The organism is Pseudomonas sp. 05N432 (assembly GCF_056396945.1).
In genome coordinates, this window is the sequence record NZ_JBFTMM010000009.1 from 1 (window position 1) to 25,016 (window position 25,016).

Annotated in this window: 24 protein-coding genes and 2 pseudogenes; 15 read left to right on the plus strand and 11 right to left on the minus strand. The window is 59.9% G+C overall.

What is annotated here, in order from left to right; translation table 11 throughout:
* The 4 genes and pseudogenes from AC1DHT_RS11230 to AC1DHT_RS11245 form a co-directional block, all read left to right on the plus strand.
* A partial coding sequence (locus AC1DHT_RS11230; protein WP_477749200.1) for a hypothetical protein occupies positions 1-253 on the plus strand: 253 nt, incomplete at its 5' end.
* Between the two features lie 55 nt (positions 254-308).
* On the plus strand, positions 309-1,196 hold the full coding sequence (gene rhtA, locus AC1DHT_RS11235) for a threonine/homoserine exporter RhtA (protein ID WP_427543641.1): 888 nt from the start codon (positions 309-311) through the stop codon (positions 1,194-1,196).
* Between the two features lie 167 nt (positions 1,197-1,363).
* Positions 1,364-1,645 carry a hypothetical protein gene (locus tag AC1DHT_RS11240; protein ID WP_427543638.1) on the plus strand — a complete coding sequence of 94 codons (282 nt, stop codon included), beginning with the start codon at positions 1,364-1,366 and terminating at the stop codon, positions 1,643-1,645.
* A gap of 21 nt (positions 1,646-1,666) precedes the next feature.
* Positions 1,667-1,822: pseudogene (locus AC1DHT_RS11245) on the plus strand (DsbA family protein); the annotation flags it as partial.
* Here the strand turns inward: AC1DHT_RS11245 and AC1DHT_RS11250 are convergent.
* The gene (locus AC1DHT_RS11250; RefSeq protein ID WP_442114722.1) at positions 1,819-2,817 is read right to left on the minus strand and encodes a zinc-dependent alcohol dehydrogenase family protein; all 999 of its coding nucleotides are present in this window, start codon (positions 2,815-2,817) and stop codon (positions 1,819-1,821) included. The pseudogene AC1DHT_RS11245 and the gene AC1DHT_RS11250 sit on opposite strands and share 4 nt — an antisense overlap.
* A 102-nt stretch (positions 2,818-2,919) precedes the next feature.
* Between AC1DHT_RS11250 and AC1DHT_RS11255 the strand changes: the two genes are divergently transcribed.
* On the plus strand, positions 2,920-3,846 hold the full coding sequence (locus AC1DHT_RS11255) for a LysR family transcriptional regulator (RefSeq protein WP_427543632.1): 927 nt from the start codon (positions 2,920-2,922) through the stop codon (positions 3,844-3,846).
* Between the two features lie 17 nt (positions 3,847-3,863).
* Here AC1DHT_RS11255 and AC1DHT_RS11260 read toward each other — a convergent pair whose 3' ends face one another.
* The 4 genes from AC1DHT_RS11260 to AC1DHT_RS11275 all read right to left on the minus strand — a co-directional run bounded on the left by AC1DHT_RS11260 (position 3,864) and on the right by AC1DHT_RS11275 (position 8,078).
* Positions 3,864-5,672 (minus strand): aminopeptidase P family protein, encoded by a 1,809-nt coding sequence (locus AC1DHT_RS11260; protein ID WP_054596411.1) that lies wholly within the window; start codon positions 5,670-5,672, stop codon positions 3,864-3,866.
* Positions 5,673-5,730: 58 nt separating this feature from the next.
* Positions 5,731-6,900 carry an aminotransferase class V-fold PLP-dependent enzyme gene (locus AC1DHT_RS11265; RefSeq protein WP_427543628.1) on the minus strand — a complete coding sequence of 390 codons (1,170 nt, stop codon included), beginning with the start codon at positions 6,898-6,900 and terminating at the stop codon, positions 5,731-5,733.
* 196 nt (positions 6,901-7,096) lie between these two features.
* Positions 7,097-7,711, minus strand: coding sequence for a LysE family translocator (locus AC1DHT_RS11270; RefSeq protein WP_427543625.1), 615 nt, complete (start codon positions 7,709-7,711; stop codon positions 7,097-7,099).
* A gap of 97 nt (positions 7,712-7,808) precedes the next feature.
* Positions 7,809-8,078 carry a hypothetical protein gene (locus AC1DHT_RS11275; protein WP_427532746.1) on the minus strand — a complete coding sequence of 90 codons (270 nt, stop codon included), beginning with the start codon at positions 8,076-8,078 and terminating at the stop codon, positions 7,809-7,811.
* A gap of 287 nt (positions 8,079-8,365) precedes the next feature.
* Between AC1DHT_RS11275 and AC1DHT_RS11280 the strand changes: the two genes are divergently transcribed.
* Entirely contained in the window at positions 8,366-8,824 is a 459-nt protein-coding gene (locus AC1DHT_RS11280) for a VOC family protein (protein ID WP_019692864.1), read from the plus strand.
* A 159-nt stretch (positions 8,825-8,983) separates the two neighbouring features.
* On the opposite strand, the gene AC1DHT_RS11285 is transcribed toward AC1DHT_RS11280, so the two are convergent.
* From AC1DHT_RS11285 to AC1DHT_RS11295, 3 genes are all read right to left on the minus strand, one after another.
* Positions 8,984-9,469 carry a GNAT family N-acetyltransferase gene (locus AC1DHT_RS11285; RefSeq protein WP_427543622.1) on the minus strand — a complete coding sequence of 162 codons (486 nt, stop codon included), beginning with the start codon at positions 9,467-9,469 and terminating at the stop codon, positions 8,984-8,986.
* Between the two features lie 216 nt (positions 9,470-9,685).
* Complete coding sequence (locus AC1DHT_RS11290; protein ID WP_477761358.1) at positions 9,686-11,011, minus strand: ATP-binding protein; 1,326 nt, start codon at positions 11,009-11,011, stop codon at positions 9,686-9,688.
* Positions 11,008-11,688, minus strand: a complete 681-nt coding sequence (locus tag AC1DHT_RS11295; protein ID WP_427543616.1) for a response regulator — start codon at positions 11,686-11,688, stop codon at positions 11,008-11,010. Before AC1DHT_RS11295 ends, AC1DHT_RS11290 begins: the two co-directional genes overlap by 4 nt.
* 153 nt (positions 11,689-11,841) lie before the next feature.
* Here AC1DHT_RS11295 and dsbD point away from each other — a divergent pair, with 153 nt between their 5' ends.
* The 3 genes from dsbD to dsbG are packed head-to-tail and all read left to right on the plus strand — an operon-like array spanning position 11,842 to position 15,187.
* The gene (dsbD, locus tag AC1DHT_RS11300; RefSeq protein WP_427543613.1) at positions 11,842-13,578 is read left to right on the plus strand and encodes a protein-disulfide reductase DsbD; all 1,737 of its coding nucleotides are present in this window, start codon (positions 11,842-11,844) and stop codon (positions 13,576-13,578) included.
* Positions 13,578-14,444, plus strand: coding sequence for a TlpA family protein disulfide reductase (locus AC1DHT_RS11305; RefSeq protein WP_427543610.1), 867 nt, complete (start codon positions 13,578-13,580; stop codon positions 14,442-14,444). Before dsbD ends, AC1DHT_RS11305 begins: the two co-directional genes overlap by 1 nt.
* A complete protein-coding gene (gene dsbG / locus AC1DHT_RS11310; RefSeq protein ID WP_427532758.1) occupies positions 14,420-15,187 on the plus strand; it encodes a thiol:disulfide interchange protein DsbG in 768 nt (255 codons plus the stop codon). The genes AC1DHT_RS11305 and dsbG overlap by 25 nt, the downstream gene beginning before the upstream one ends.
* A gap of 118 nt (positions 15,188-15,305) precedes the next feature.
* Here dsbG and AC1DHT_RS11315 read toward each other — a convergent pair whose 3' ends face one another.
* A complete protein-coding gene (locus tag AC1DHT_RS11315; protein WP_427543607.1) occupies positions 15,306-16,118 on the minus strand; it encodes an alpha/beta fold hydrolase in 813 nt (270 codons plus the stop codon).
* A gap of 287 nt (positions 16,119-16,405) precedes the next feature.
* Here AC1DHT_RS11315 and AC1DHT_RS11320 point away from each other — a divergent pair, with 287 nt between their 5' ends.
* On the plus strand, positions 16,406-16,954 hold the full coding sequence (locus AC1DHT_RS11320; protein WP_427543604.1) for an RNA polymerase factor sigma-70: 549 nt from the start codon (positions 16,406-16,408) through the stop codon (positions 16,952-16,954).
* 63 nt (positions 16,955-17,017) lie between these two features.
* Here the strand turns inward: AC1DHT_RS11320 and AC1DHT_RS11325 are convergent.
* Positions 17,018-17,803 (minus strand): annotated as a pseudogene (locus AC1DHT_RS11325) (substrate-binding periplasmic protein); the annotation flags it as partial.
* 105 nt (positions 17,804-17,908) lie between these two features.
* The gene (locus AC1DHT_RS11330) at positions 17,909-18,532 is read right to left on the minus strand and encodes a TetR/AcrR family transcriptional regulator (protein ID WP_123584092.1); all 624 of its coding nucleotides are present in this window, start codon (positions 18,530-18,532) and stop codon (positions 17,909-17,911) included.
* Between the two features lie 180 nt (positions 18,533-18,712).
* Between AC1DHT_RS11330 and AC1DHT_RS11335 the strand changes: the two genes are divergently transcribed.
* The 5 genes from AC1DHT_RS11335 to AC1DHT_RS11355 are packed head-to-tail and all read left to right on the plus strand — an operon-like array spanning position 18,713 to position 24,995.
* Positions 18,713-20,503: an acyclic terpene utilization AtuA family protein gene (locus tag AC1DHT_RS11335; protein WP_427543598.1), complete on the plus strand. Its 1,791-nt coding sequence runs from the start codon at positions 18,713-18,715 to the stop codon at positions 20,501-20,503.
* A gap of 12 nt (positions 20,504-20,515) precedes the next feature.
* Positions 20,516-21,385: an SDR family oxidoreductase gene (locus tag AC1DHT_RS11340; RefSeq protein WP_427543595.1), complete on the plus strand. Its 870-nt coding sequence runs from the start codon at positions 20,516-20,518 to the stop codon at positions 21,383-21,385.
* A gap of 3 nt (positions 21,386-21,388) precedes the next feature.
* On the plus strand, positions 21,389-23,005 hold the full coding sequence (gene atuC / locus AC1DHT_RS11345; protein WP_427543592.1) for a geranyl-CoA carboxylase subunit beta: 1,617 nt from the start codon (positions 21,389-21,391) through the stop codon (positions 23,003-23,005).
* Positions 23,006-23,043: 38 nt separating this feature from the next.
* Positions 23,044-24,201: a citronellyl-CoA dehydrogenase gene (gene atuD, locus AC1DHT_RS11350; RefSeq protein ID WP_427543589.1), complete on the plus strand. Its 1,158-nt coding sequence runs from the start codon at positions 23,044-23,046 to the stop codon at positions 24,199-24,201.
* Complete coding sequence (locus tag AC1DHT_RS11355) at positions 24,198-24,995, plus strand: enoyl-CoA hydratase/isomerase family protein (RefSeq protein ID WP_427543586.1); 798 nt, start codon at positions 24,198-24,200, stop codon at positions 24,993-24,995. Before atuD ends, AC1DHT_RS11355 begins: the two co-directional genes overlap by 4 nt.
* Positions 24,996-25,016 lie beyond the last annotated feature (21 nt).

Below are 25,016 nucleotides of genomic sequence, written 5' to 3' on the forward strand. Positions count from 1 at the left end.
CGCTCTTTCAACTCCTTCGGACTTCGATGAACTGAAGCGTAACCGCTGCCGAAAACTGCGTAACTCTTTGTTTACCAAGGAGTTTTCCGTTTCGACTGCGCCGGAAGTGGGGCGAATTATAGACGTCCAGAATCTGCCGTCAACACCTAATTTGGTTTTTCTATCAGAAATCAAAAAACGGCACTCGTTACAGCTTATATATAGAAACGCCAACAAAGAGTGCGCAGTATATTGCTCAACACCTGGTAGCTAAGCATGATATGCCAGCCGTACACTCTCTCGCCTCTCACTTCGGACGACGACACGTAATGAATGACCAGCCCCGCAGCCTTGCATCGACTCTGTTCCCGGTTGGCCTGCTATTGGTAGCCATGGCGTCGATCCAGTCTGGAGCCTCCCTGGCAAAAAGCATGTTCCCTATAATCGGGGCGCAAGGCACGACCACCCTGCGACTGATTTTCGCCAGCGTGATCATGTTGCTGTTACTGCGCCCCTGGAAGGCCAGGCTCACTGCCAAGTCCTTACGCACCGTCATCGTCTACGGCATGGCGCTGGGCGGCATGAACTTCCTCTTCTATATGTCGCTCAGGACTGTCCCACTCGGAATTGCCGTTGCTCTGGAGTTCACGGGCCCGCTAGCAGTGGCAATTTATGCCTCACGCAAGGCAATCGACTTTCTGTGGATCGGTCTGGCCATCATCGGTTTGTTGCTGCTTATACCGACGGACGCAACAAACACGAGCATCGACCTGATAGGTGCCGGTTATGCTCTCGGCGCCGGGGCATGTTGGGCGCTGTACATTCTATTCGGCCAGAAAGCCGGGGCAGATAACGGCGTCCAGACCGCTGCGCTGGGTGTCATGATTGCCGCACTCTTCGTTGCGCCTATAGGCATCGTCCATGCCGGAGCCGCATTGCTTACACCGTCGCTGATCCCCATCGCTATTGGCGTAGCCGTTCTGTCCACTGCCCTTCCGTATACCCTTGAGATGATCGCCCTCACCCGAATGCCGGCGCGAACCTTCGGCACACTGATGAGTATCGAGCCCGCATTCGGCGCATTGTCCGGGCTGCTGTTTCTGCACGAATACTTGTCCCTGGCACAGTGGATGGCCATCACTTGCATCATTCTGGCGTCCGTAGGCGCGACAATGACCATGCGCAGTGAGTCCAAGCCTTTGGTAGCTGTAGATTGATACGCGCTTTTACGAAGGTCTGGTATTTACCGCTCAATTGAGCCATGTTTAGCCACAACTCAATGTCAGACATGGACTTTTTCGGATAGGGATATCACTAACGATAAAAACGAAAGCACATGCTGCCAGACTCGGGCGCCAGACCCGAGACCGTAATAGGGATTGGAATGAAACGATTTTTGGTATTGCTTGTTGTACTGGCCATTGCGGGTTGCGCAGCGACCTCCAGGACTGAGGTCAAGCGCGGAAAAAAAGGCCTGCACATTAACTGCTCAGGCCTCTCTTCTTCCTGGGATAAATGCTACGACAGCGCGGCCAACTCATGCGGGCCCAATGGCTACAAGGTGCTCGCCAAATCCGGAGACGCTATGGAAGACCCGGGCGACTACCCGTTTGGGCTCAACCCTGCCGGCTATACCAGCCGTAGCATGATCGTCATCTGCAAGTAATCATGCGCACTCTTATTCAGCGCGTTGACCGCCGACGAGGAAGTCAAAGCCGCACTCAAAGACAAAACCGAACAGGCGATCCCGCAGGATGTGTTCGGTGCGCCAAGCATGTTTGTCGATAACGAATTGTTCTTCGGTCAGGATCGCCTGGACTTTGTCCGCGAGGCCTTGGGCTAGATCTCGATAACCAGTCGGCCCTGCGCCTCGCCCGAGGCTTGCAGGTCATAGGCTGCCTCGGCGGTTTGCAGCGTGAACCGCCGGGGATCGAGCAAAGGCTTCAACAAGCCAGCTTCAATCAACTTCGCGGCTTCGCCAAGAATCTGTCCGTGCCGCTCGCGACCGTTACCGGTCAGCAAAGGCAGCAACGTGAAGACTCCAGAGTAACTCGCCGCCCGGAACGACAATGGCGCCAGACTGTGTTGCCCCCAGCCAAGACAACTCAACACGTGCCCCTGATAAGTGCGCACAGCCTTGAACGACGCATCCAGCGTCTCGCCTCCGACTGTGTCATAAACGATATCGAACCCCTCCCCCGCCGTATGTTGCTGCACATACTGTTCAACCGACTGCTGGCGGTAGTCGATAAAGGTCGCACCGAGACTTTCGATAATCGCCCGTTGCCTGGCCGACCCTGTGGCAAATACCTCGGCACCGAATGCCCGAGCCAACTGCACCGCCACATGCCCGACGCCACCAGCGCCACCCTGAATCAATACCTTGTGATCCGTCTGAACCCGGGCGCGATCCAGCAAACCTTCCCACGCGGTGATCAATACCAACGGCAGCGCTGCCGCCTCAGTCATGCTCAGATTGACCGGTTTGCGCGCCAGCAACCGCGTATCAACGGCGGCGAATTGCGCCAGTGAACCCTGCTGACCGCCAATCCCGGTCGCCATGCCATACACCTCATCGCCGACCTGCCAATCGCTGACCCCGGCACCGAGCGCTTCGACAATCCCCGCCAAATCCATCCCCAACACTGCCGGTAATGGCTGACGGGCGTGAGCGGCCTCCCCGGCGCGGATTTTCCCATCCAATGGATTCACCCCACTGGCGAAGATTCTGACCAACACCTGCCCCGCTTCAGGCACGGGCTTAGGAATAGAGGCCAAACGAAGTGGTGCATTGGCCGAGTCGACGATCAGGGCGAGCATTTCAAGTGAGTCAGTCATTTCGCAATCTCATGTCAGTGGAGAGTTGCGTTGATCATCCGCCCACCAACTCATGCCGATAAGACGCTATATAGCTATAGTGACCATGCCTATTTGGCATCAATGAGAAAGCCCTTGGACAAACTCAATGCAATGGCGGTTTTCGTAAGAGTAGTCGAGCGCGGCAGTTTCTCTGCTGTCGCTCGGGAACTGCAGACCAGCCAACCGACCATCAGCAAAATCCTCCGGGCGCTGGAAACAGAACTTGGAGGCAAGCTGATTGCCCGCAGTACTCGCCAGCTTTCACTGACCGACGAAGGCCAGCGCTACTACAACGAATGCCGACAGATTCTTGCGGCGGTCGACGCGGCCGAACACAGCTTTCAGTCCGGACGGGAAGTGGTCGCCGGGCCTTTGCGAGTAGGCTCCTCCGTCAGTTTCGGGCGGTTGCAGATTGCTGCGCGACTGCCGGATTTTCTCGAGCGCTATCCACACGTAGAAATAGATTTACAGCTCAGCGATCAGAATCAGGATCTGGTCAGCGAAGGCCTGGACGTCACGTTACGCATTGGCGAGTTGAGCGATAGCGGTTTGATCGCCCGGCAGATCGGCACCACCCATCGAGTCACCGTCGCCAGCCCCGACTATCTGGCTCGCCGTGGCCAACCAAACACACCGGAAGAACTGAGCCAGCATAACTGTCTGCTGTTCAACCTGTTGAGCAGCCAGAATCAGTGGATCTACGAAAAAAACGCCCAGCGACACAGTGTGCGGATCAAAGGCAACGCTCAGAGCAACAGTTCGGAGGCCATACGCGAGATGCTATTGGGCGGGCTAGGCATTGCGCTGTCGCCGGTATGGTTGTTCAGCGAAGACTTGAGGGCCGGTCGGGTGACCGCGATCTTGCAGGACTACCGCGCGCAATCGTTGCCGATCCATGCAGTGTCCCCGGCCAATCGTCGCCAGTCGGCCAGGGTCAAGGCGTTCGTCGACTATATGAGTGAAGCACTCGCCCGCGCCCCCGAGCTTGCGCCGCCGTCCGAAGACTGACGGCGCAACAGCGCGACTCAGATCGCCGCGGTTCGGGTGTTTAACCACGCCAGTGCAGCACCATCGAGCAACGGACTCAAACGCTCACGAACTTGCGCGTGGTAAGCGTTAAGCCACTCGCGCTCGTCCTGAGTCAGCAACGAAGGCTCCAGACAACGGGTGTCGATCGGGCACAAGGTCAGGGTTTCGAACTTGAGGAACTCGCCAAACTCGCTGCTGCCTGCCTCACGGTTCAACACCAGGTTTTCGATTCGCACGCCCCAGCGACCTGGACGATAAGTGCCCGGCTCGATCGAGGTAATCATCCCCGGCTGCATCGCGGTTTGCGGCGCCGGTGCGGCTTGGTAGGCAATCACTTGCGGGCCTTCGTGAACGTTCAGGAAGTAGCCGACGCCATGTCCGGTGCCATGACCATAATCGACGCTCTCCGCCCAGATCGGCGCACGCGCGATGGCGTCGAGCAACGGCGAAAGAATGCCGCGCGGGAACTGCGCACGGGACAAGGCAATCACGCCCTTGAGTACGCGCGTACAGTCGCGTTTCTGCTCGGCGGTCGGCGTGCCCACCGGCACCATCCGTGTAATGTCGGTGGTACCGCCCAGGTACTGGCCGCCGGAGTCGATCAACAGCAGACCGTCGCCTTCGATCACCGCGTGCTCTTCTTCGGTCGCGTGGTAGTGCGGCATCGCGCCGTTGGCGTTGAAGGCCGCAATGGTATTGAAGCTCAGCGACACATACCCCGGACGACGGGTACGGGCAGCGGTCAGGTGTTCGTCGATGGTCAGTTCGGTGATGCGTTCACGACCGAGGGCACTGTCCAGCCAGGTGAAAAACTCGCACAGTGCTGCGCCGTCCTGCTCCATGGCCTGACGGATATGTTCGGCATCGGCGAGGCTTTTCTGCGACTTGGCGAGGGTCGTCGGGTTCAGCCCTTCAATCAGCTTCACGCCGCTACCGAGGTTATTCAGCAAACCGCTAGTCACCCGTGCTGGATCGACTTGCAGGCTGGCGCCATTTGGCACGGCAGCCAGCGCCGAGGCCACTTCGCTGTAGTCGCGCAGGGTGACGCCGTCCTGCTCGAGGATCGCGCGCAATGGCGCATCGACCTTGCTCAGTGCGACAAACAGGGTTGCCTGCTGCTGACCGATCAGGGCGAAGGACACGAATACCGGGTTGAACGACACATCACCGCCGCGCAGGTTGAACAGCCAGGCGATGTCATCGAGGGTGGCGATGAAGTGCCAATCGGCACCACGCGCTTTCAGGCTTTCACGCAGCTTGGCGAGTTTTTCGCCACGACTGACGGTGGCCTGCGGCGGCAAGTGCTGATAGATCGGTTGGTTCGGCAGGCTTGGGCGATCGCTCCAGACTTCGTTCAACAGATCGATATCGGTGCGCAGCCGAGCGCCCCGCTCCTCAAGCTTGCTGCTCAGTGAGCGTGCCGACGCCACTGCCATCACCGCACCATCGACCGCAACCACACCCCCTTCCGGAGTTTGTTCGGCCAGCCAGTCCAGCGGGCCGGGTTGACCAGGCTGCAGTTTTACCAACTCGATGCCGCTGCCCTTGAGCTCCTTGGTCGCCTGTTCCCAGTAGCGACTGTCGGCCCAAACGCCCGCGAAGTCCTGGGTGACGATCAACGTGCCGACCGAGCCATGAAAGCCCGACAACCATTGCCGCCCCTGCCAGTAACCCGGCAGGTACTCCGACAAATGCGGATCGGCCGACGGCACCAGCAGGGCGTGGATGCCTTCCCGGCTCATCAGCTCGCGGGTATGCGCCAGGCGCTGGGGAACCGTTCCATGGGTCAAAGGCTGCGTACTCATCATGTCTCCTGCTAACCACTTTAATTTTGTTATAGGGCGCTGACTTTTAGTCTGCGCATCAGGATTGGGCGGTAGCCCAGAACGCCGGTGCACTGGCGGTTGCTGCTTTAATCAATTGTGCGGCCTGATCGATGTCCTGCTCGGTGGTGAAACGCCCAAGACTCAAGCGAATGGTCCGACCCGCTGCCCGCACGTCGTGCCCCAGGGCCAGCAGCACATGGGACGGCGCATTGCTCGCAGAGTTGCAGGCCGACGTCGCCGAAAAGGCGATCGAAGCACTCAAGGCCTGGGAATTGAACTCGCCCTCATTGAAGGTCAGGCTCAGGGTATGGGGAATGCGTTGGGTCGGGCTGCCGTTCAAGCGTAGACCGGCAATACCGCTGAGCTGCCCAAGCAAGCGCTCGCGCAGACGGGCGATAATCGCCGCCTCTTCAGCAAAGTGTTCAGCCGCCAGCGCAAAGGCTGCGCCCATGGCTGCGATCTGATGAGTGGCCAGGGTCCCGGAGCGTAAACCGCCCTCGTGTCCACCACCATGGATCTGCGCCTGCAAGCGCTGCTGGGCACGCGGGCCGACGTAGAGCGCACCGATCCCCTTGGGACCGTAGATCTTGTGTGCGGAAAACGACATCAGGTCCACCGGCCATTGGGCCAGATCAATCGCTACCTTGCCCGCGCCCTGCGCGGCGTCGACGTGAAACAGCGCGCCGTGCTCACGCACCCGCTGACCGATGGCCGGGATGTCGTTGACGGTACCGAGTTCGTTGTTGACCAGCATCAGCGACACCAGAAAGGTGTCTTCGCGCAACGCCTCGCTGACCGCTTGGGCAGTGATCAGGCCTTCGGCATCCGGCAGCAGATACGTCACGGCGACCCCGGCATCCTGCAATTGCCTGGCGGTATCGAGGATCGCCTTGTGCTCGATCTGGCTGGTGATGATGTGCCCGCCGGACTGGCCGCGGGCCTGGGCCACGCCTTTGAGGGCGAGGTTGTTGGATTCGGTGGCGCCGGAAGTCCAGACGATCTGCTGCGCTTGCGCTCCCACCAGATCAGCGACTTGCTGGCGCGCCTGCTCGACCGAACGCCTGGCCTGCTGGCCATAAGCGTGGGAGCTGGAGGCCGGATTGCCGAAGTTACCGCTGAACCCCAGACAGTCGACCATCACCTGAATGACCCGCTCATCCACCGGAGTGGTGGCGGCGTAATCAAAATACAAAGGACGCTTATTCATAAAAAAGACTCGCAGAGCTTGTTCCGGGATCAGGTGTATTCGCTGAAAGCGCCGCACTGGAGGTGGTGTTAAAACTGCGGGAAATCAGCAATACCTGATCGGATGCCGTTAAAGAAGTACGACTTCATTTCAAAGTGCGTAGGAACGCTCCTGAAGTCGAGCTTAACAGGCATCGGACACCGGGTTGAAGCGCAAGTCAGCTAAAGCTTTCGTGCAGCATCGGATACAGCGAAGCGACCAGCAGCAGGGCCATGCCCCAGTTGAAGACCCGCAACCAGCGCCGATCACGCAGGACATTGCGCAACAGGCTGCCGCAAGCCGCCCAGACACTGACGCTCGGCAGGTTGATAATGGCGAATACTGCAGCGATGACGATCACATTGGTGAAATAGCCCTGCAGCGGTGTGTAGGTGCTGATTGCACCAATTGCCATGATCCAGGCCTTGGGGTTGACCCACTGAAACGCCGCCGCGCCCCAGTAGCTGATAGGCTTGGCGTGACCTTGTTCGGCTTCGGGGGCAGGACCCGAATGGGCGATTTTCCACGCCAGGTACAGCAGATAGGCCACGCCGACATAGCGCAGCACGCTATACAGCACAGGATAGGTTTGAAACACCGCGCCCAGGCCAAAACCGACGGCGAGCACAAGGACGAAAAAGCCGCAGCTGATGCCGAGCATATGAGGGATGGAGCGGTTGAAGCCGAAATTGACACCCGAGGCCAGCAACATCGTGTTGTTGGGGCCGGGGGTGATCGAGGTCACCAGGGCGAACAAGGCAAAACCCAGCAGTAAATCCAGCGAGAGCGTCATGGAGCGAGTCCGTCAGGGTCAGTCAGGTGTTGACCCTATCGCAGCCCCCGTGTGAAACCCACGGACAGTTACGTGAAACTTCGAGCAGTACAGTCGCTTAGCTGGCGTGGCCGTGAACAGCCACCGCGCGCTCGGCGTTCATCTCGCCATCCTGGTCAAAACCAAAAGTTTTCTTCGACTGGCCAAGCAATTCGGCTTTTTTGGCCTGGTATTCATCAAACGACAAACCGCGACGATTCAAGGCTTCCATCGCCAGCTCCTGGGTTTCTTCGGCGGTATACGGGCGCAATTCGGGGGCAGGATGACTGGCACAGCCGGCGAGCACCGAGGCAACCAATAACAATGAGGTGGCGAGCAAATGGTTCATGGGGAGGCTTCCTGAGAGCTGGTCTTGAGCAATGAACACAGGCTACTCCCGCCCCTTGAGCGACAAAAATCATCGCTCTCGATAGTCGCTATTGATCGATGCGTGACCTGCTGCCCTTTTGAACGGCTCATCGAAACAAACCGTCGGTTCATCGTTGATGGCGCAACAGTGGCGATGCTGCAACCCGTCGGCCACTCGGTTGCCTTGATGCGGCTGACCTATAGTGAATCGACCGGAAATCGGCGAAGGATTTGCGACATCCACCCACAAGAATATGGAGAACGGTCATGAGCGTTAAACCCATTCCCGAGGGTTATCACAGCGTCACACCCTACTTGGGAATCCAGAAATCAGCCGAGGCAATCGACTTTTACAAAAAAGCCTTCGGCGCTACGGAAGTCATGCGTCTGGCGATGCCCGACGGCAGCGTCGGCCATGCCGAACTGCGCATTGGCGACTGCGCCATCATGCTCGGTACACCGTGCGATCAAGGCCCGCTGAGCAACCCCGACAAATCACCGTCCGTGGGCTTGCATCTGTATGTCGAGGACGTGGACAAAAGCTACGCCCAGGCAATCAAGGCAGGTGGCACGGTGGTTTCGGAAGTGAAAGATCAGTTCTACGGCGACCGCTCGGGCACCTTGAAGGACCCCTTCGGCCATGTGTGGTTCCTGTCGTCACGCAAGGAAAACCTGACTCAGGCACAAATCGAAGCACGGGCGAAGGAGATGTTCAAACAGCAGTAACCCCTCGCCTCTGCCTGAGCTGTCGAAGGCTACGATCTGAGGATAGTGACCAAAACTGCACACCCGTAAGTGCGCACTCCGATTCAGGCGCGCACTTACGGGTTTTCCTGTTCTGGAAACACATCAGAGCCGTAAGGACTTACATCGTTGGGTGGATGTTCATGAGGGTGGTGCCAGCGATTTCTCCATAGGGATCGCTGTAAGCCCGGCGATGCTGAAGGGTTGTGCACATTGCCGGAAGCCAAGGTGCTGGAAAAAGTCCTCGCCGGTACGGGTGCTGTTCAGTCGTGTCTGAGTGAAGCCCTGGTCGAGCAGCCAGCCTTCCAGGCCCTGGATCAACGCCTGCCCGGCACCCCGGCGAAACCATTCGGGCAGAACGTAACAAAAGGCAACTTTACCGCTGACAGCGGCCATGGCCACTCCAATCGGTTTGTCGTCCAGCAGCGCGAGGTTCAGGTACAGACGTGGATCTGCCAGCCAGGGCTGTACATGCTCAACGGTTTTGTTGTGGGTCCAGGCCGCAACGACTTTCGGGTCATTGCGGTGATCCGCAGCGCACCCGACCTTGATCGAGCGCTCGACGATCCGGCTGATAATCCCCGCGTCCGCGGGCCCGGCCTTGCAAATGTGTAGGGGGGCATCCATAGCGCTATCACCTCATTCCATTGAGTCAAAGCTGCAAGGGACGATAGCGCCGCGAGGGCCGGGTGGCTAATGGAGAGAAGTTACATTTGATGTGCGACATCGAACTCATGTGGGAGCGAGCCTGCTCGCGATAGCGGTCTGTCAGTCACATCGATGCTGGATGTGCCGCCGCCATCGCGAGCAGGCTCGCTCCCACAAGGGGGTCTGTGGTGTTTGTCAGGCTGACTGCAACGGCATCGTCAGATCGACCCGCAAGCCGTCGGCACGGCTGTCGAAATGCAACACGCAGCCACAGCGCTGGACGATCGCCTGGACAATCGCCAGCCCAAGCCCGTAGCCGGTGCTTGCGCCGTTGCGCCAGAAACGCTGGGTCAGGTGTTGCAGGTCATCGGCGGCGATGCCGGGGCCATGGTCGCGCACCTGAAAACGCACGCGGTTACCCATGGTTTCAAGGCTCAGTTCCACCGCCGCATCCGCCGGGGTGTGGCGCAAGGCGTTGTCCAACAGATTGCGCAAGGCGGCAATCGACAGCACGGCAGGCATCTGCACCGGTGCCTGTGAGTACTTCGCTGGCAAGTGCAGTTTAATCCGCTGACGATCACCGCTGGCCGCGTCCTGAATCGCCAGACGGGCCACCTCTTCGGCGCTGCACTGCACGCCATCGTCGAACGACAGACTGCCTTCGACCCGCGCCAGCAACAGCAATTGCTCAAGCGTGCGGTGCAAGCGATCGGCGCCTTCCTCGGCGCGGGCCAGGGACTGATCGCGGGCGGCGCCTTCGGTCATGCGCGCCACTTGCAGGTGCGTCTTGATCGCCGTCAACGGGCTGCGTAGCTCATGAGCGGCATCGCCAGTCAGCCGTCGCTMGCGCTCGATGGCCTTGCCGATTCGCTGGAACAGCTGATTCTGGGTTTCCAGCAACGGTTGCAGTTCGCTCGGCAGCGGATGGATCTGCAACGGCTCAAGGGAGTCGGCGCTGCGACGCATCAAGGCATCGCGCATGCGATTAAGCGGCGCCAGGCCTTGGCCGATCCCCAGCCAGAGCAGCCACAGGCAACCGAGCAACGCGACGCCCACCGGCACCGACGCGGCCAGCAGTACCGACATGTTCAGTGCCTCGCGCTCGACTTGCCGGTCGGCCGTGGTGATGCGCACATCACCACGAGCCAAGGTGAAACTGCGCCAGCGCGCACCGTCGATCATCTGGTCATGGAAGCCCATCTGTTCAGCTTCCAGGGTTTGTTCGGGAGTGCTGTGACTGCGGGCAAGTATCTCGCCGCGCAGGGAGCTGACCTGACAGGCCATGCCCCCCGGAATATTCAATTGTTCAGCACTGAAATGCGTGCCATCGCCCTTGCTCGGCAGGGCCGGCAATTGTTCCAGCAATCCAGCGACCATGCGCGCCGAGGCCACCAGCCGCTGGTCGAGGGAAAACATCATCTGATTGCGCAGGTCACTGAGCATCCAGGCCGCGGCCAGGGCCCAGATCAGCGCGAAAGCCGCGCCGAGGGTCAGACTCAGGCGCAAACGCAGACTCATCACTTCGATTGCTCTCCGCCATCCGCCGGCCCAAGGCGGTAACCCAGCCCACGCACGGTTTCAACGATGCCGTTGCCGAGTTTACGTCGCAGGTGATGGATATGAACGTTGAGGGCGTTGCTTTCCAGTTCATCGTTGAACCCGTAGACGCTGTCCTTGAGTTGCTCGGTCGACAGCACCCGGCCACGGTTGTGCAGCAAGGCTTGCAACAACGATTGCTCGCGGCGCGACAGGTCTACCGGTTGACCGGCAAGCAGCGTTTCGCGGCTGCTCGGATCGTAAGTCAGGGCGCCATGCTCGATCAGATTGACGCTGCGCCCCGCCACCCGCCGCAACAACGTGTGCAGACGCGCGGCCAGTTCACGCAGGTCAAAGGGCTTGAGCAGATAGTCATCGGCGCCAGCTTGCAGGCCATCGACGCGGTCGGTCACCGAATCGCGTGCGGTCAGAATCAGCACCGGAATCTCCAGGCCTTGATGACGCAACTGTTGCAGCAGCTTCAGACCGTCTTCGTCCGGCAGGCCCAGGTCGAGCACCATCACGTCGAACTCGGCAACTTTGAGCATCGCCCGGGCGGCCGAGGCCGTGGCGACATGCTCCACGGTCAGGCCCTGGGCCGTGAGACCGGCAACGATGCCGCTGGCGATCAGCTCATCGTCTTCACAGACAAGTACGTGCATGGTGAGACCTGTAGAAAAGCATTGATTAAGAAGGCAGCGGATTAAGCGGACATTATGCCCGACGCCTCATTGCCACAAGGATAACGCGGTTAATCATCGGTTAATCGCCACCCATCATCGTGCACCCTACTTGCACCGCGATAAGGCTTACCCATGCGTCGTTTGTTTCTATTCTTTTTTCTTTTCATCACAGGGCTGGCCCAGGCGGCGTCGAACCCGTTCGACACCAAACCGGATTTCCTGCCGGTCGGCAAAGCCTTTGTTTTTACCTCCGAACGCCTTGAATCAGGTGAAACCCAGCTCTTCTGGCAAATTGCCGACGGCTACTACCTGTATCAACAACGGATGAAGTTCGACGGCTTGCCCGACGCGGATAAACCGCCGTTGCCTTTGGGAGAAGCCCACAGCGACGAGTTTTTTGGTGATCAGCAAGTGTATCGCCAGGGCCTGGAGTTGAAGATCCCCGCCGGAACCAGCGGCCAGATAAAAGTGGGGTTCCAGGGCTGCGCCGATGCCGGTTTGTGTTATCCGCCGCAAACTCAGGTGATCGACCTCGGTGGCAGCACCGCGGCGGTCAATGCCGCGCAAGCACCGGATGAAGCCTTGGCCAGCGGTCTGCAACAGCGGGCGCTGGGCTGGAGTTTGCTGGTGTTCTTTGGTCTGGGACTGTTGCTGGCTTTCGCGCCTTGTTCGTTGCCGATGCTGCCGATTCTCGCCGGTTTGATCGTCGGCAGCGGCGCCAGCCCCAAGCGTGGTTTGGCTTTGGCCGGCAGCTACGTGGTCAGCATGGCGCTGGTGTACGCGGCGCTTGGCGTGCTGGCCGCATTGCTCGGTGCGAACTTGCAGGCATTGTTGCAGAACGCCTGGTTACTCGGCAGTTTCGCCGTGGTGTTTGTGTTGTTGTCGTTGCCGATGTTCGGCTTCTTCGAATTGCAACTGCCAGTCGCGCTGCGTGACCGTCTGGAAAACGCCAGTCGCAAGCAAGGTGGCGGCAGCCTGATCGGTGCCGGGGTGCTCGGTGCCTTGTCCGGTTTGCTGGTCGGCCCGTGCATGACCGCGCCACTGGCCGGGGCCTTGCTGTACATCGCCCAGAGCGGTAACGCGCTGCACGGTGGGCTGATCCTGTTCGCCATGGGCATCGGCATCGGCTTGCCGCTGCTGTTGCTGGTGACCGTCGGCAACCGCTTCCTGCCCAAACCCGGCACCTGGATGAACCTGCTCAAAGGTATTTTCGGTTTCCTGTTCCTCGGCACCGCGCTGGTGATGGTGCGGCCAGTGCTTGATGAATCGCTATGGATTGGTCTATGGGGCGCGCTGCTGTTGATCATCGCCTACAGCGCCTGGCGCCAGACCGGTGGATTCGGCCGCGCCGCCCATGTGTTCGGTGGCATGGCGCTGCTTTCCGGGTTGTGGGGCAGCCTGCTGTTGATCGGTGCTGCGGGTGGCAGCGATGACCTGTTCAATCCATTGCAGGTTTACAGTGCACAGGCGTCGACCCGCGTCGCCAGCCCCACGGCCGACGACGCCTTCATCACCGTCAAGGATCCCGTCGCGCTGCAACGCGAACTCGATACTGCCCGCGCCCAGGGCCAGTGGGTGTTGCTGGACTACTACGCCGACTGGTGCGTGTCGTGCAAGATCATGGAGAAACAGGTGTTCGGTAAACCCCAGGTACTGGACGCGTTGAAAGAAGTCCGCTTGCTGCGCCTGGACGTGACCGCCGACAATGCCGCCAGCCGTGAACTGCTCGGCCGTTATAAAGTGCCGGGGCCACCAAGCCTGTTGTGGATCGGCACCGACGGCATCGAGCGCCGCAGCCAGCGCATCACCGGAGAGGTGGATGCCGCCGGTTTCCTCCAACGCTGGAACATCACCCGGGACGCTCGTTGATGCTGACCTTTACCCTCGGCACCTTTGCCATTGCGCTCAACCACCTGCTGCTGATCAGTGCCCTGGCACTGGCAACCTTTGTTGGCTGGCGGGTGGCCAAGCGCGGTGGCGAGAATCCCGAGTCGGTGCTGTTCAGCCTGTTCCTGCTGGGCTTGCTCGCGGCCAGGGTGGGTTTCGTGCTGGCGTACTGGGCTCACTACCGCGATGACCCGTGGCAGATCATCGACCTGCGCGATGGCGGTTTTCTCGCCTGGCCCGGAGTGGTCGCCCTGCTGTTGGCAACGCTGTTGCGGGCCTGGCGCCGACCGGCGCTGCGCAAACCGTTGGGAGCGGGCGTCGGCAGTGGTCTGTTGTTCTGGTTGCTGGCCAGTTTGTCCCTGAACCTCTACGAACAAGGTACGCGCCTGCCGGACATCGTCTTGCGCAATGCCGCCGGCGAAACCGTGCAACTGGCCGACTATCAGGGCGGTCCCTTGGTGATCAACCTGTGGGCCACCTGGTGCCCGCCCTGCCGACGTGAAATGCCGGTGCTGGAGAACGCCCAGCAACATCGACCGGACCTGACCTTTCTGTTCGTCAATCAGGCCGAAAGCATGCAAAGCGTCAGTACCTTCCTCGCGACCCAAGGCCTGAGCCTTTCGAATGTGCTGTTCGATGGCGGCGGCCGACTGAGCCAGGCCGTCGGCTCCATGGCGCTACCGACTACGCTGTTCTACAGCGCCGAAGGCCGGCTGCTCGGTAGCCACCTGGGCGAATTATCGGAAGCCAGCCTGGCCCGCGCCCTGGAAAACTTCGACTCCCCAACTTCAGCCATACAGGCCACACCTTCAAGGAAACTGCCATGCCCCGCCTCCGCCATTTGCTGACGCTATCCCTGGGCGCAGCGCTGCTGCAAATCCCGATGCTGCAGGCCGAAGAACTGCCTGCGGCGATCCGCAAGATCGAAGAAAAAGGCGCAAAAATCGTCGGCAGTTTCGATGCGCCCGATGGTCTGCGTGGTTACGCGGCGCAGTATCAGAACCGCGGCATGGCCTTGTACCTGACACCCGATGGCCAACATGTGCTGCTTGGCAACCTGTACGACGCCGACGGCAAGGACTTGAGCGCCGAGCCGCTGCAAAAACTGGTCTACGCGCCAATGGCCAAGGAAGTCTGGGCGAAGATGGAAGCCAGCAACTGGATCGCCGACGGCAGCAAGGATGCACCGCGCACCGTCTACCTGTTCAGCGACCCGAACTGCCCTTACTGCAACATGTTCTGGGAACAGGCCCGGCCGTGGGTGAAGGCTGGCAAAGTGCAACTGCGGCACATCATGGTCGGCATTATCCGCGAAGACAGCCCCGGCAAATCCGCTGCCCTGTTGGCCAGCAAAGACCCGGGCAAGGCCCTGGAGGAACACGAAAAGGCCGGCAAGCAAAGCTCGCTGAAAGCGCTGACAAGCATTCCTGCCGCGATCCAGGCCAAACTCGACGCCAACATGAAGTTGATGGATGAACTCGAACTGTCCGCCACCCCGGCCATCTTCTACATGGACGACAAGGGTGAATTGCAACAACAGCAAGGCGCGCCGTCGCCGGAAAAACTGGTGAAGATTCTCGGGCCGAAGTAGTTCTAGCGTCAGATTTCTGCTGGATTTACCGACGCCATCGCGAGCAGGCTCGCTCCCACAGTTGATCGCATACCCCCTGTGGGAGCGAGCCTGCTCGCGATGGCATCCGGATGATCGACTAAGTTCTCTCAGCCAGAAACTTCAGTAACGCCTCGGTGACGAACTCAGGATTCTCCAGGCTCGAAATGTGCCCAGCCTCCGGCACCAACAGATACGGACAACCGATCAACTCTGCCATTTCCCTGGTTTCCGACGGTGGCCGCGGTTTGTCCTGATCACCGCACATCAGCAACGTGGTTTCAGGATTCAGCTCGCCCAGACGCGGCAACAGATCATCACGACCAAACGTGATACGGCCCATCGGCACAATGCTTTCACGTAAACGCTCAGGCGGCAGCGCGGCCAGCCTGGCACGGAAATCCTGATAAAGCGCCGACTGAGGGTCAATGCCCGGACGGAAGAAAATCGGTACCACGATATCGAGTAACTGCGGCGAGATCACACCGCTGTCTTCGATCTGCTTGAACAACGAGAAATAGTACTGGCGAGTCGGCTCGGGCTCGACACCGACATAAGTGTCCATCAACACCAGGCCGTTGAGGCGCTGTGGGGCCGACAGCGCCAGACGCACGCCCCACATGCCGCCGACCGAAAGCCCGACCAGGGTGACGCGGTCAATATCCAGATGATCAAGCAGCTCCAGTACCTGCCGCGCCTGATCATCCAGCGAAGTCATACCCTCAGGTAACGGCCCGGACTCCCCGTGCCCCCACAGGTCCACGGCAATCACCCGATAGTGTTGCGACAACACTGCAATCTGCGGTGCCCACATGGCCTGGTCCCACAAGTAACTACCGGCCAACAGCACCACCGGGCCGCAGCCCTGATCAACGTAGTGAAGCGCTTGTCCATCTATCGTAGCGAAGGGCATCCACGGTCTCCTTTCTGAATGGGGTCAACCAAAAAACTCCGGCAGCCTGTCCCGGTGACAGGGGACAGTCAATCCGAACTTCAATAGAGGTTGTAACACGTCTGCGCTGGTCAGCAGCAAGCGCGGTTCAAGGACTGTCTGCGTGAGGCATAGGCCAAAGAGGCCCGCAATATAACAATCGCTATCAATTGACAATAATTATCATTGACACTAGTTTGTCACTCGATACGTAGGACGGCTCCGCCCCCCTTGTCGTCCTACTTACTTTTTGCAGCAAGGTGATTTCCATGATGGAACCAGTAACCACAAGCAGGTGCGACTCACCCTTACTCCAGGCGTTCGTTGATAACCGACTGATTCTGGTCAAAATCGCAGCCCGCATTACCGGCTGCCGATCCCGGGCTGAAGATGTCGTTCAGGATGCGTTTTTCAGGCTGCAATCGGCACCGCAAATGACCTCCTCGTTCAAGGCTCGACTCAGCTACCTGTTTCAGATCGTGCGCAACCTGGCGATTGACCACTACCGCAGACAGGCGCTGGAACAAAAGTATTCGGGCACCGAAGAAGAAGGCTTGAACGTGGTCATTCACAATGCCTCGCCAGAAACCTCGCACATCAACTTCTCGATTCTGGAAAACATTGCCGATGCCCTCGGCCAGTTACCGAGTCGCACCCGCTACGCCTTCGAGATGTATCGCCTGCACGGCGTGCCGCAAAAGGACATCGCCAAGGAACTCGGCGTGTCGCCGACCCTGGTGAACTTCATGATCCGTGATGCCCTGGTGCATTGCCGCAAGGTTTCGGGTAAGCGCAGCGATACCTTCGCCCGCCGCTAAGATCTGTATTTTCGGCACCCTTATCGCGAGCAGGCTCGCTCCCACATTGGTACTGTGTACACAGGGCACCGGCACGATGGCAATTTTGTACGGATCGAAAATCTTCAGCATCTGCCCGTTATCCCGCAACCCCTGCAGCAACTTGCCGAAGGTTTCTGCGCTGATCGGCGCTTGCGGACGTAACAGCGCGTAATGGTGATAAACCTGATCGATGCGCTGGGATACCAGCAACTGCGGCCTGACCTTTTCATTGCGCAGCAGGTAATCGTAGAGGTACGAACGTGTGACCAATGCGATGTCGGCACGATCGCGAAGGACCATTAAAATATTGCTGTCGTGGGAAGTCGTGAGCGTCGCGTTGTAAGTGTTCTTGAGATACTGCGGATCGGCATTGAACCCGGCAAACTCGTAGTGATAATCCTTGTACAACGCCAGACGCTTGCCCTTCAAATCCGCGAAGTAGCCCTGCTGACGCTCCGGTTTGCTCTGTGCGACAAAGATTTCAGCATCTTCCAGGCCCATGTCGACCGTGCTGTGCGGGATATCCTTCCAGCCCCACTCCGGGTTTTCGAAGATCGCCATGTCAACCCGGGCGTCCTGGAAATCACCAAATCGACGCTGCAAGGAGGTCGGCACGAGTTTGAACTCATAGTCGGTTTGCAACTTGTTCAGCGCCTCGACCAACTGCGGTAGCAGCCCGGTATCGTCGCCATTCTCCGGTCGAACGGTATACGGCGGAAAATGCGCAGCGCCCACCTGCACCACTTGTGCGGCCGAAGCCGGCAGTACGGACAGCGCACCCAGCGCCATCAGCGAAATCCGTAAAGCCTTCCGAACTGGCGAAGACATCAAAACTAACCCACCTCTAAAAGAATATCGACTACACCCAAGCTAGGCGGTTTTACCCACTTAGACAACTTGGTGATGGCTATTTAATAAGTTTTAGCGAAACGGTCACTTTTCTTCCAGCACCAGAATCAAGGCTTCGTCGGCCAATTGATCGAGGCTCATGCTGCCGTCCGCCCGAAACCAGGTGGTGGTCCAGGACAGCGCGCCGGTTAGAAAACGTCGGGTAATAAATACGTCGCCGCGAATAAAACCGGCGTCTTTCGCCTCGCCCAGCACTTGCAGCCAGATCTGCTCATAGATATCGCGCAGCGCCAGCACCTGAGCCTGACCTTCTTGCGAAAGCGAACGCCATTCGTAGACCAGCACCGCCATCGCTTCGCCGCTGCCGCCCATAATCGACTGCAACTCACAGCGGATCAGCGCCAGCACCCGCTCGCGCACGTTGGTCGCTTGCGCCAGGGAGGCGCGCATCAAGGCGGTGTTGTAGCGAATGGTTTCCTCCATCACCGCCCGCAGGATTTCATCCTTGCTTTTGAAGTGATGAAAAATGCTTCCCGACTGAATCCCGACCGCACTGGCCAGGTCACGCACCGTAGTGCGCTCGTAGCCCTTGTTGCGAAACAGGTGAGCGGCCATTTGCAGCAGTTTGCCGCGAGCGCTGTCGGGATCGGTCAGTTGCCCGTTGTCGACCAACTCGCGCATTACCAGCAGGGCTTTTTGCTCGTCCACCCGTTCTCTCCTACAGTCGCTCAATCAATTGTGCGATCACACCACGAATGCAATGGGTTTGCGCGGGCAATTTAAGCTGACCGGGACGACCAAGCAAGCGCTTGGGAAGAAGATGTAACCAGCATTTACAAACCAAGCGCTTGCTTGGTAGTCTCGAGTCACTTCTGTCGGAGGCTTGCAATGAACAAAACCGTTCGTATCGGCTGCGCCAGTGCCTTCTGGGGTGACACCTCGACCGCCGCCGCGCAGTTGGTTGAAGGTGCCCGGCTGGACTATCTGGTGTTCGACTATCTGGCAGAAATCACCCTGTCGCTGATGGCCGGCGCACGGATGAAAGCCCCCCACGCCGGTTACGCGACCGACTTCGTCGAGGTCCTCAGCCCGCTCCTCAAGAAACTCCTGGAAAAGAACATCCGCGTGATCAGTAACGCCGGCGGAATCAATCCGCTGGCCTGCGCAGCGGCGCTGCAAGCGGCTTGCGATAGCGCCGGTGTGCCACTGAAAATCGCCGTGCTGCTCGGTGATGACCTGCAGCCGCAGTTCAAGCAACTGGCAGCCTGCGACGTAAAGGAAATGTTCAGCGGCGCGCCCCTACCGCCGATGTGCGTGTCGACCAACGCCTACCTCGGCGCCCCCGGCATCGTCGAGGCACTACGCCTGGGTGCGGACATCGTTATCACAGGCAGAGTGGTCGACAGCGCCGTGGTCAGCGCGGCATTGGTGCATGAGTTCGGCTGGTCGTGGCAGGACTACGACAAACTGGCCCAGGCCGCGCTGGCCGGGCACATCATCGAATGCGGCGCGCAGTGCACCGGCGGCAACTTCACCGATTGGCAAGAGGTGCCCGACTACGAACACATCGGTTTCCCCATCGTCGAAGTCAGCGCCGACGGCCAGTTCATCGTCAGTAAACCCGAAGGTACCGGCGGTTTGGTCACACCGCTGAGCGTCGGCGAGCAACTGCTGTACGAAATCGGCAACCCTCGCGCCTATCTGCTGCCCGATGTGGTCTGCGATTTCAGCCTGGTCAAACTCCAGCAACACGGCAACAACGCCGTACACGTTCACGGCGCCAAAGGCTTGCCACCGCCCCGTCAATACAAGGTTTGCGCGACCTGGCCGGACGGCTTTCGCTGCACCGCCAGTTGCCTGATCGCCGGGATCGACGCGGTGGCCAAGGCGCGCCGGGTGAGCCAGGCGATCATTAACAAGACCTCGGAAATGTTCAGCCAACGCGGCTGGGCGCCCTACAGCGAAGTGAACATTGAGCTACTCGGCAGTGAAGCAACTTATGGTCCACATGGCCAGCGCCAGGACAGCCGCGAAGTGGTGATCAAACTGGCGGTACGGCACCCGGACAAACAAGCGCTGATCCTGTTTTCCCGAGAGATCGCTCAAGCCGCCACCGGAATGGCGCCGGGGTTGACCGGAATCGTCGGCGGCCGGCCAACCGTGTACCCATTGATCCGTCTGTTCTCGTTCCTGATCGATAAAAATACCTGTGCACTGGAAATCGACCTGCAGGGCCAGCGTCATCCCTGCGCCCTGCCCGCCCTCGATCACCTCGACGTTGCCGACCTGCCGGTGCCCTTTGATCCGCCCAAACCCCATGGGCGAGCCGATGCCAGTGTGGCGCTGGTGAAACTCGCCGTGGCGCGCTCCGGCGACAAGGGTAATCACAGCAATATCGGCGTCATGGCCCGTGCCCCCGAATACCTGCCGTGGATCGCCGAAGCGTTGACGCCTGCAGTGATCGTCGACTGGATGAGTCACGTGCTTGACCCGATCCACGGACGTGTCGAGCGCTGGTATTTGCCCGGCACTCACAGCCTGAATTTTCTCCTGGAAAACGCCCTCGGTGGCGGTGGCGTGGCCAGCCTGCGGATCGACCCGCAAGGTAAGGCGTTCGCCCAGCAACTATTGGAAATCCAGATCCCGGTGCCGCAAGGCATCGCTGACCAAGTCAAGTAGAGGATGGTTGCCGTGGCCTTTGATTCGATATTCAAACCCGAGCTGTTTGCCGGCCAGACGATCATTGTCACTGGCGGCGGCAGTGGCATCGGCCGTTGTACCGCCCACGAACTGGCGGCCCTCGGCGCGCATGTGCTGTTGGTCGGGCGAAAACCCGAGAAACTGCAAAAGGTCGCGACGGAAATCTTCGAGGACGGCGGCAAGGCCGATTGGCAGGCCTGCGATATCCGCGACGAGGACGCGGTCACGCAACTGGTCGGGCAACTGATCAAGGATCACGGGCCGATTCACGGCCTGGTCAACAATGCTGGCGGTCAATACCCGGCGCCCTTGGCCTCGATCAATCAGAAAGGTTTCGAAACCGTGCTGCGGACCAATCTGGTGGGCGGGTTCCTGATGGCCCGCGAGGTGTTCAATCAGTCGATGTGCAAGCACGGTGGCAGCATCGTCAACATGCTCGCTGACATGTGGGGCGGCATGCCCGGCATGGGCCATTCGGGCGCGGCACGTTCGGGCATGGACAACGTCACCAAGACCGCTGCGGTCGAATGGGGTTACGCCGGGGTGCGGGTCAACGCGGTGGCGCCCGGCTGGATTGCCTCCAGCGGCATGGACACCTACGAAGGTGCGTTCAAGGCGCTGATCCCGACCCTGCGCGAACACGTGCCGCTCAAGCGGATCGGCAGCGAGTCGGAAGTCAGCGCGGCGATTGTTTTCCTGCTGAGCCCGGCGGCGGCCTTTATCAGTGGCAGCACACTGCGAATCGACGGTGCGGCGAGCCTCGGCGGTCGCGCCTGGCCACTGCACAAGGCGCAGCACAGTGAGTCGTTCAATGGTTTTCACCGCGCGGACTTACCCGACGTGCTCAAGGGCGAGGACTGAACCATGCCGCAGATTGAGTCGCAACTCGACATCCACAGCCCGCAGTTTGCCCAGAACCGCGAGGCGCTATTGAGCAGCATCGAGCAGATCCGCCAGTTGGAACGCAACCTGCTGAGCAAGGCTGCCGAAGCGAAACCGAAATTCGACAAACGGGGGCAACTCCTGCCTCGCGAACGGCTGAACTTGCTGCTGGACCCCGGTGCACCGTTTCTCGAACTGGCGAGCCTGGCCGGCTACAAACTTCACGACGATAAGGACGGCAGCCAGGCCGGCGGCGGGTTGATCGCCGGGATTGGTCATGTGTCCGGCGTGCGGGTGCTGGTGGTCGCCAACAACAGCGCGATCAAGGGCGGCACCATTTCCCCCAGCGGCCTGAAGAAGTCCCTGCGCCTGCAACAGATCGCCATGGAAAACAAACTGCCGGTGATTACCCTCGCCGAGAGCGGCGGCGCCAACCTCAATTACGCCGCGGAGATTTTCGTCGAGGGTGCGCGCAGTTTCGCCAATCAGGCGAGGATGTCGGCCATGGGCTTGCCGCAAATCACCGTGGTGCACGGTTCGGCCACTGCTGGCGGCGCTTATCAGCCCGGGCTGTCGGACTACGTGGTGGTGGTGCGCGGCAAGGCCAAGCTGTTTCTCGCCGGCCCCCCGCTGCTCAAGGCCGCAACCGGCGAAGTCGCCACCGATGAAGCACTCGGCGGCGCCGAGATGCACGCACAAATCGCCGGCACTGCCGAGTACCTGGCCGAAAACGATGCCGACGGCGTGCGCCTGGTACGCGAAATCGTCAGCCTGTTGCCGTGGAATGCGCAGTTACCACAGCGCAGCGCCGAACACTGGGACGAGCCGCTCTACCCCATCGACGAACTGCTGGGGCTGATTCCCGACGATCCGAAAAAGCCCTACGACGTGCGCGAGATCATTGCGCGCATCGCCGATGGCTCACGCTTTCTCGAGTTCAAGGGCGAGTTCGATCAGCAAACGATGTGCGGCCATTTGAAGATCCAGGGACGGCCCTGCGGCTTTATCGGCAACAACGGTCCGATCACCCCGCAAGGTGCCAGCAAGGCCGCGCAGTTCATCCAGCTCTGCGACCAGAGCCAGACACCATTGCTGTTTTTTCATAACACCACCGGTTTCATGGTCGGCACCGAGTCGGAACAGCAAGGGGTGATCAAACACGGCGCGAAGATGATTCAGGCAGTCGCCAATGCGCGAGTGCCGAAGCTGACCATCGTGGTCGGCGGCTCTTACGGTGCCGGCAACTACGCGATGTGCGGCCGCGGGCTCGACCCGCGTTTCATCTTCGCCTGGCCCAACAGCCGCACCGCCGTGATGGGCGGCGCCCAGGCCGGCAAGGTGCTGCGCATTGTCACCGAAGCCAGGCAGGCCAAGGATGGTTTGGTCCCGGACCCGAAGATGCTCGACACGCTGGAACAGGTCACCGCGCAAAAACTCGACAGCCAGTCCACCGCACTCTACGGCAGCGCCAACCTGTGGGACGACGGGCTGATTGATCCACGCGATACGCGCACCTTGCTTGGCTATCTGCTGGATATCTGCCACGAAGCCGAGGTTCGTCAACTGCAACCGAACAGTTTTGGTATCGCACGTTTTTGAGGCTCTGATCACCACCAGGTTTAGGGAGAACAATAAAAATGATCTTCACCCAGGAACACGAAGAACTGCGCCGTACCGTACGCAATTTTGTCGACCGCGAGATCAACCCGTACGTCGATGAATGGGAAAAGGCCGGACGCTTTCCGATCCACGAAATTTTCCGCAAGGCCGGTGCGCTCGGTTTGCTGGGGATTTCCAAACCGGAAAAATTCGGTGGCATGGGCCTGGACTACAGCTATTCGATTGTCGCCGCTGAAGAGTTCGGGACCATTCATTGCGGCGGAATTCCGATGTCGATTGGCGTGCAGACCGACATGTGCACCCCGGCCCTCGCCCGTTTCGGCTCCGATGAGCTGCGTGAAGAATTCCTCCGCCCGGCGATCATCGGTGAACAGGTCGGCTGCATTGGCGTCTCGGAAGTGGGTGCCGGCTCTGATGTCGCCGGGCTGAAAACCACCGCGCGCAAGGACGGCGGCGACTACGTGATCAACGGCAGCAAAATGTGGATCACCAACTCCCCAAGCGCCGACTTCATCTGCCTGCTGGCCAACACCTCGGACGACAAGGCGCACATCAACAAGTCGTTGATCATGGTGCCGATGAACAGCCCCGGCATCAGTCTCAGTTCGCCTCTGGACAAACTCGGCATGCGCAGTTCGGAAACCGCCCAGGTATTTTTCGACAACGTGCGCGTGCCGCAACGCAACCGCATCGGCCACGAAGGCGCAGGCTTCATGATGCAAATGCTGCAATTCCAGGAAGAACGCCTGTTCGGTGCGGCGAACATGATCAAGGGCCTGGAATACTGCATCGACAGCACCATCGAGTACTGCAAGGAGCGCAAAACCTTCGGCACGGCACTGATCGACAACCAGGTGATTCACTTCCGCCTCGCCGAGCTCGCAACCGAAATCGAATGCCTGCGGGCGCTGGTCTACCAAGCCACCGGGCAATACGTCAAAGGCCAGGACGTCACACGTCTGGCGTCCATGGCCAAACTCAAGGCCGGTCGATTGGGCCGGGAAGTCAGCGACAGTTGCCTGCAATACTGGGGCGGCATGGGCTATATGTGGGACAACCCGGTGGCCCGTGCTTACCGCGATGTGCGGCTGGTGTCGATTGGCGGCGGCGCCGACGAAATCATGCTGGGGATCATCTGCAAATTGATGGGCATCCTGCCCGGGAAGAAAAAATGACCACCTTGCCCGTTTGCCAGACCCTGCTGCTGGAACTGCACAACGGCGTTCTGCACATCACCTTGAACCGGCCAGACTGCCGCAACGCCATGAGCTTGCAGATGGTCGCCGAATTGCGCGCAGTACTCGCGGCGGTGCGCGATGACCGGGACATCCGCGCGATAGTGCTCGGCGGTGCCGGCGGGCATTTTTCTGCCGGCGGCGATTTGAAAGACATGGCCAACGCCCGCGCTCAAGGTCAGCAGGCCTACCGCGAATTGAACCGCGCGTTTGGCGCCCTGCTCGAAGAAGCCCAGCACGCGCCGCAAGTGCTGATCACCGTGTTGCAGGGGGCTGTGCTCGGCGGCGGCTTCGGTCTGGTGTGTGTCAGCGACATTGCACTGACCGATCACAATGCCCAGTTCGGCTTGCCGGAAACCAGCCTCGGCCTGCTGCCAGCGCAAATCGCACCGTTTGTGGTCCAGCGTATCGGCCTCACCCAGGCACGACGCCTGGCGCTGACCGCCGCGCGTTTTGACGGGCATGAAGCGCGGCGTCTGGGGCTGGTGCATTTTGTCGAACACGATGCACAAGCCCTGGCTGAACGTCTGGACGCAGTGCTCGCCCACGTTCTGTGTTGCGCGCCTGGCGCCAATGCCGCGACCAAGGCCTTGTTGTTGGCCAGCACCGAACAGCCGCTGGGACCGTTGCTCGACCAGGCGGCCGAGTGGTTCAGTGAAGCCGTGACCGGGGTGGAAGGTGTCGAAGGGACGATGGCCTTTGTACAGAAACGCAAACCGGGTTGGGCGCCTTGAAAGCATCGCGAGCAGGCTCGC

Excerpts from the sequence above, each read along its gene's own strand:
- dsbG (WP_427532758.1), top strand. The coding sequence starts at position 14,420 with ATGCCCCGCCTCCGCCATTTGCTGACGCTATCCCTGGGCGCAGCGCTG.
- AC1DHT_RS11285 (WP_427543622.1), bottom strand. The coding sequence starts at position 9,469 with ATGGATGCCCCCCTACACATTTGCAAGGCCGGGCCCGCGGACGCGGGG.
- atuC (WP_427543592.1), top strand. The coding sequence starts at position 21,389 with ATGCCGCAGATTGAGTCGCAACTCGACATCCACAGCCCGCAGTTTGCC.
- AC1DHT_RS11255 (WP_427543632.1), top strand. The coding sequence starts at position 2,920 with ATGAGAAAGCCCTTGGACAAACTCAATGCAATGGCGGTTTTCGTAAGA.
- AC1DHT_RS11275 (WP_427532746.1), bottom strand. The coding sequence starts at position 8,078 with ATGAACCATTTGCTCGCCACCTCATTGTTATTGGTTGCCTCGGTGCTC.
- rhtA (WP_427543641.1), top strand. The coding sequence starts at position 309 with ATGAATGACCAGCCCCGCAGCCTTGCATCGACTCTGTTCCCGGTTGGC.
- AC1DHT_RS11315 (WP_427543607.1), bottom strand. The coding sequence starts at position 16,118 with ATGCCCTTCGCTACGATAGATGGACAAGCGCTTCACTACGTTGATCAG.
- dsbD (WP_427543613.1), top strand. The coding sequence starts at position 11,842 with ATGCGTCGTTTGTTTCTATTCTTTTTTCTTTTCATCACAGGGCTGGCC.
- AC1DHT_RS11320 (WP_427543604.1), top strand. The coding sequence starts at position 16,406 with ATGATGGAACCAGTAACCACAAGCAGGTGCGACTCACCCTTACTCCAG.
- AC1DHT_RS11280 (WP_019692864.1), top strand. The coding sequence starts at position 8,366 with ATGAGCGTTAAACCCATTCCCGAGGGTTATCACAGCGTCACACCCTAC.
- AC1DHT_RS11295 (WP_427543616.1), bottom strand. The coding sequence starts at position 11,688 with ATGCACGTACTTGTCTGTGAAGACGATGAGCTGATCGCCAGCGGCATC.
- AC1DHT_RS11305 (WP_427543610.1), top strand. The coding sequence starts at position 13,578 with ATGCTGACCTTTACCCTCGGCACCTTTGCCATTGCGCTCAACCACCTG.
- AC1DHT_RS11240 (WP_427543638.1), top strand. The coding sequence starts at position 1,364 with ATGAAACGATTTTTGGTATTGCTTGTTGTACTGGCCATTGCGGGTTGC.
- AC1DHT_RS11260 (WP_054596411.1), bottom strand. The coding sequence starts at position 5,672 with ATGAGTACGCAGCCTTTGACCCATGGAACGGTTCCCCAGCGCCTGGCG.
- AC1DHT_RS11270 (WP_427543625.1), bottom strand. The coding sequence starts at position 7,711 with ATGACGCTCTCGCTGGATTTACTGCTGGGTTTTGCCTTGTTCGCCCTG.
- AC1DHT_RS11335 (WP_427543598.1), top strand. The coding sequence starts at position 18,713 with ATGAACAAAACCGTTCGTATCGGCTGCGCCAGTGCCTTCTGGGGTGAC.
- AC1DHT_RS11355 (WP_427543586.1), top strand. The coding sequence starts at position 24,198 with ATGACCACCTTGCCCGTTTGCCAGACCCTGCTGCTGGAACTGCACAAC.
- AC1DHT_RS11265 (WP_427543628.1), bottom strand. The coding sequence starts at position 6,900 with ATGAATAAGCGTCCTTTGTATTTTGATTACGCCGCCACCACTCCGGTG.
- atuD (WP_427543589.1), top strand. The coding sequence starts at position 23,044 with ATGATCTTCACCCAGGAACACGAAGAACTGCGCCGTACCGTACGCAAT.
- AC1DHT_RS11250 (WP_442114722.1), bottom strand. The coding sequence starts at position 2,817 with ATGACTGACTCACTTGAAATGCTCGCCCTGATCGTCGACTCGGCCAAT.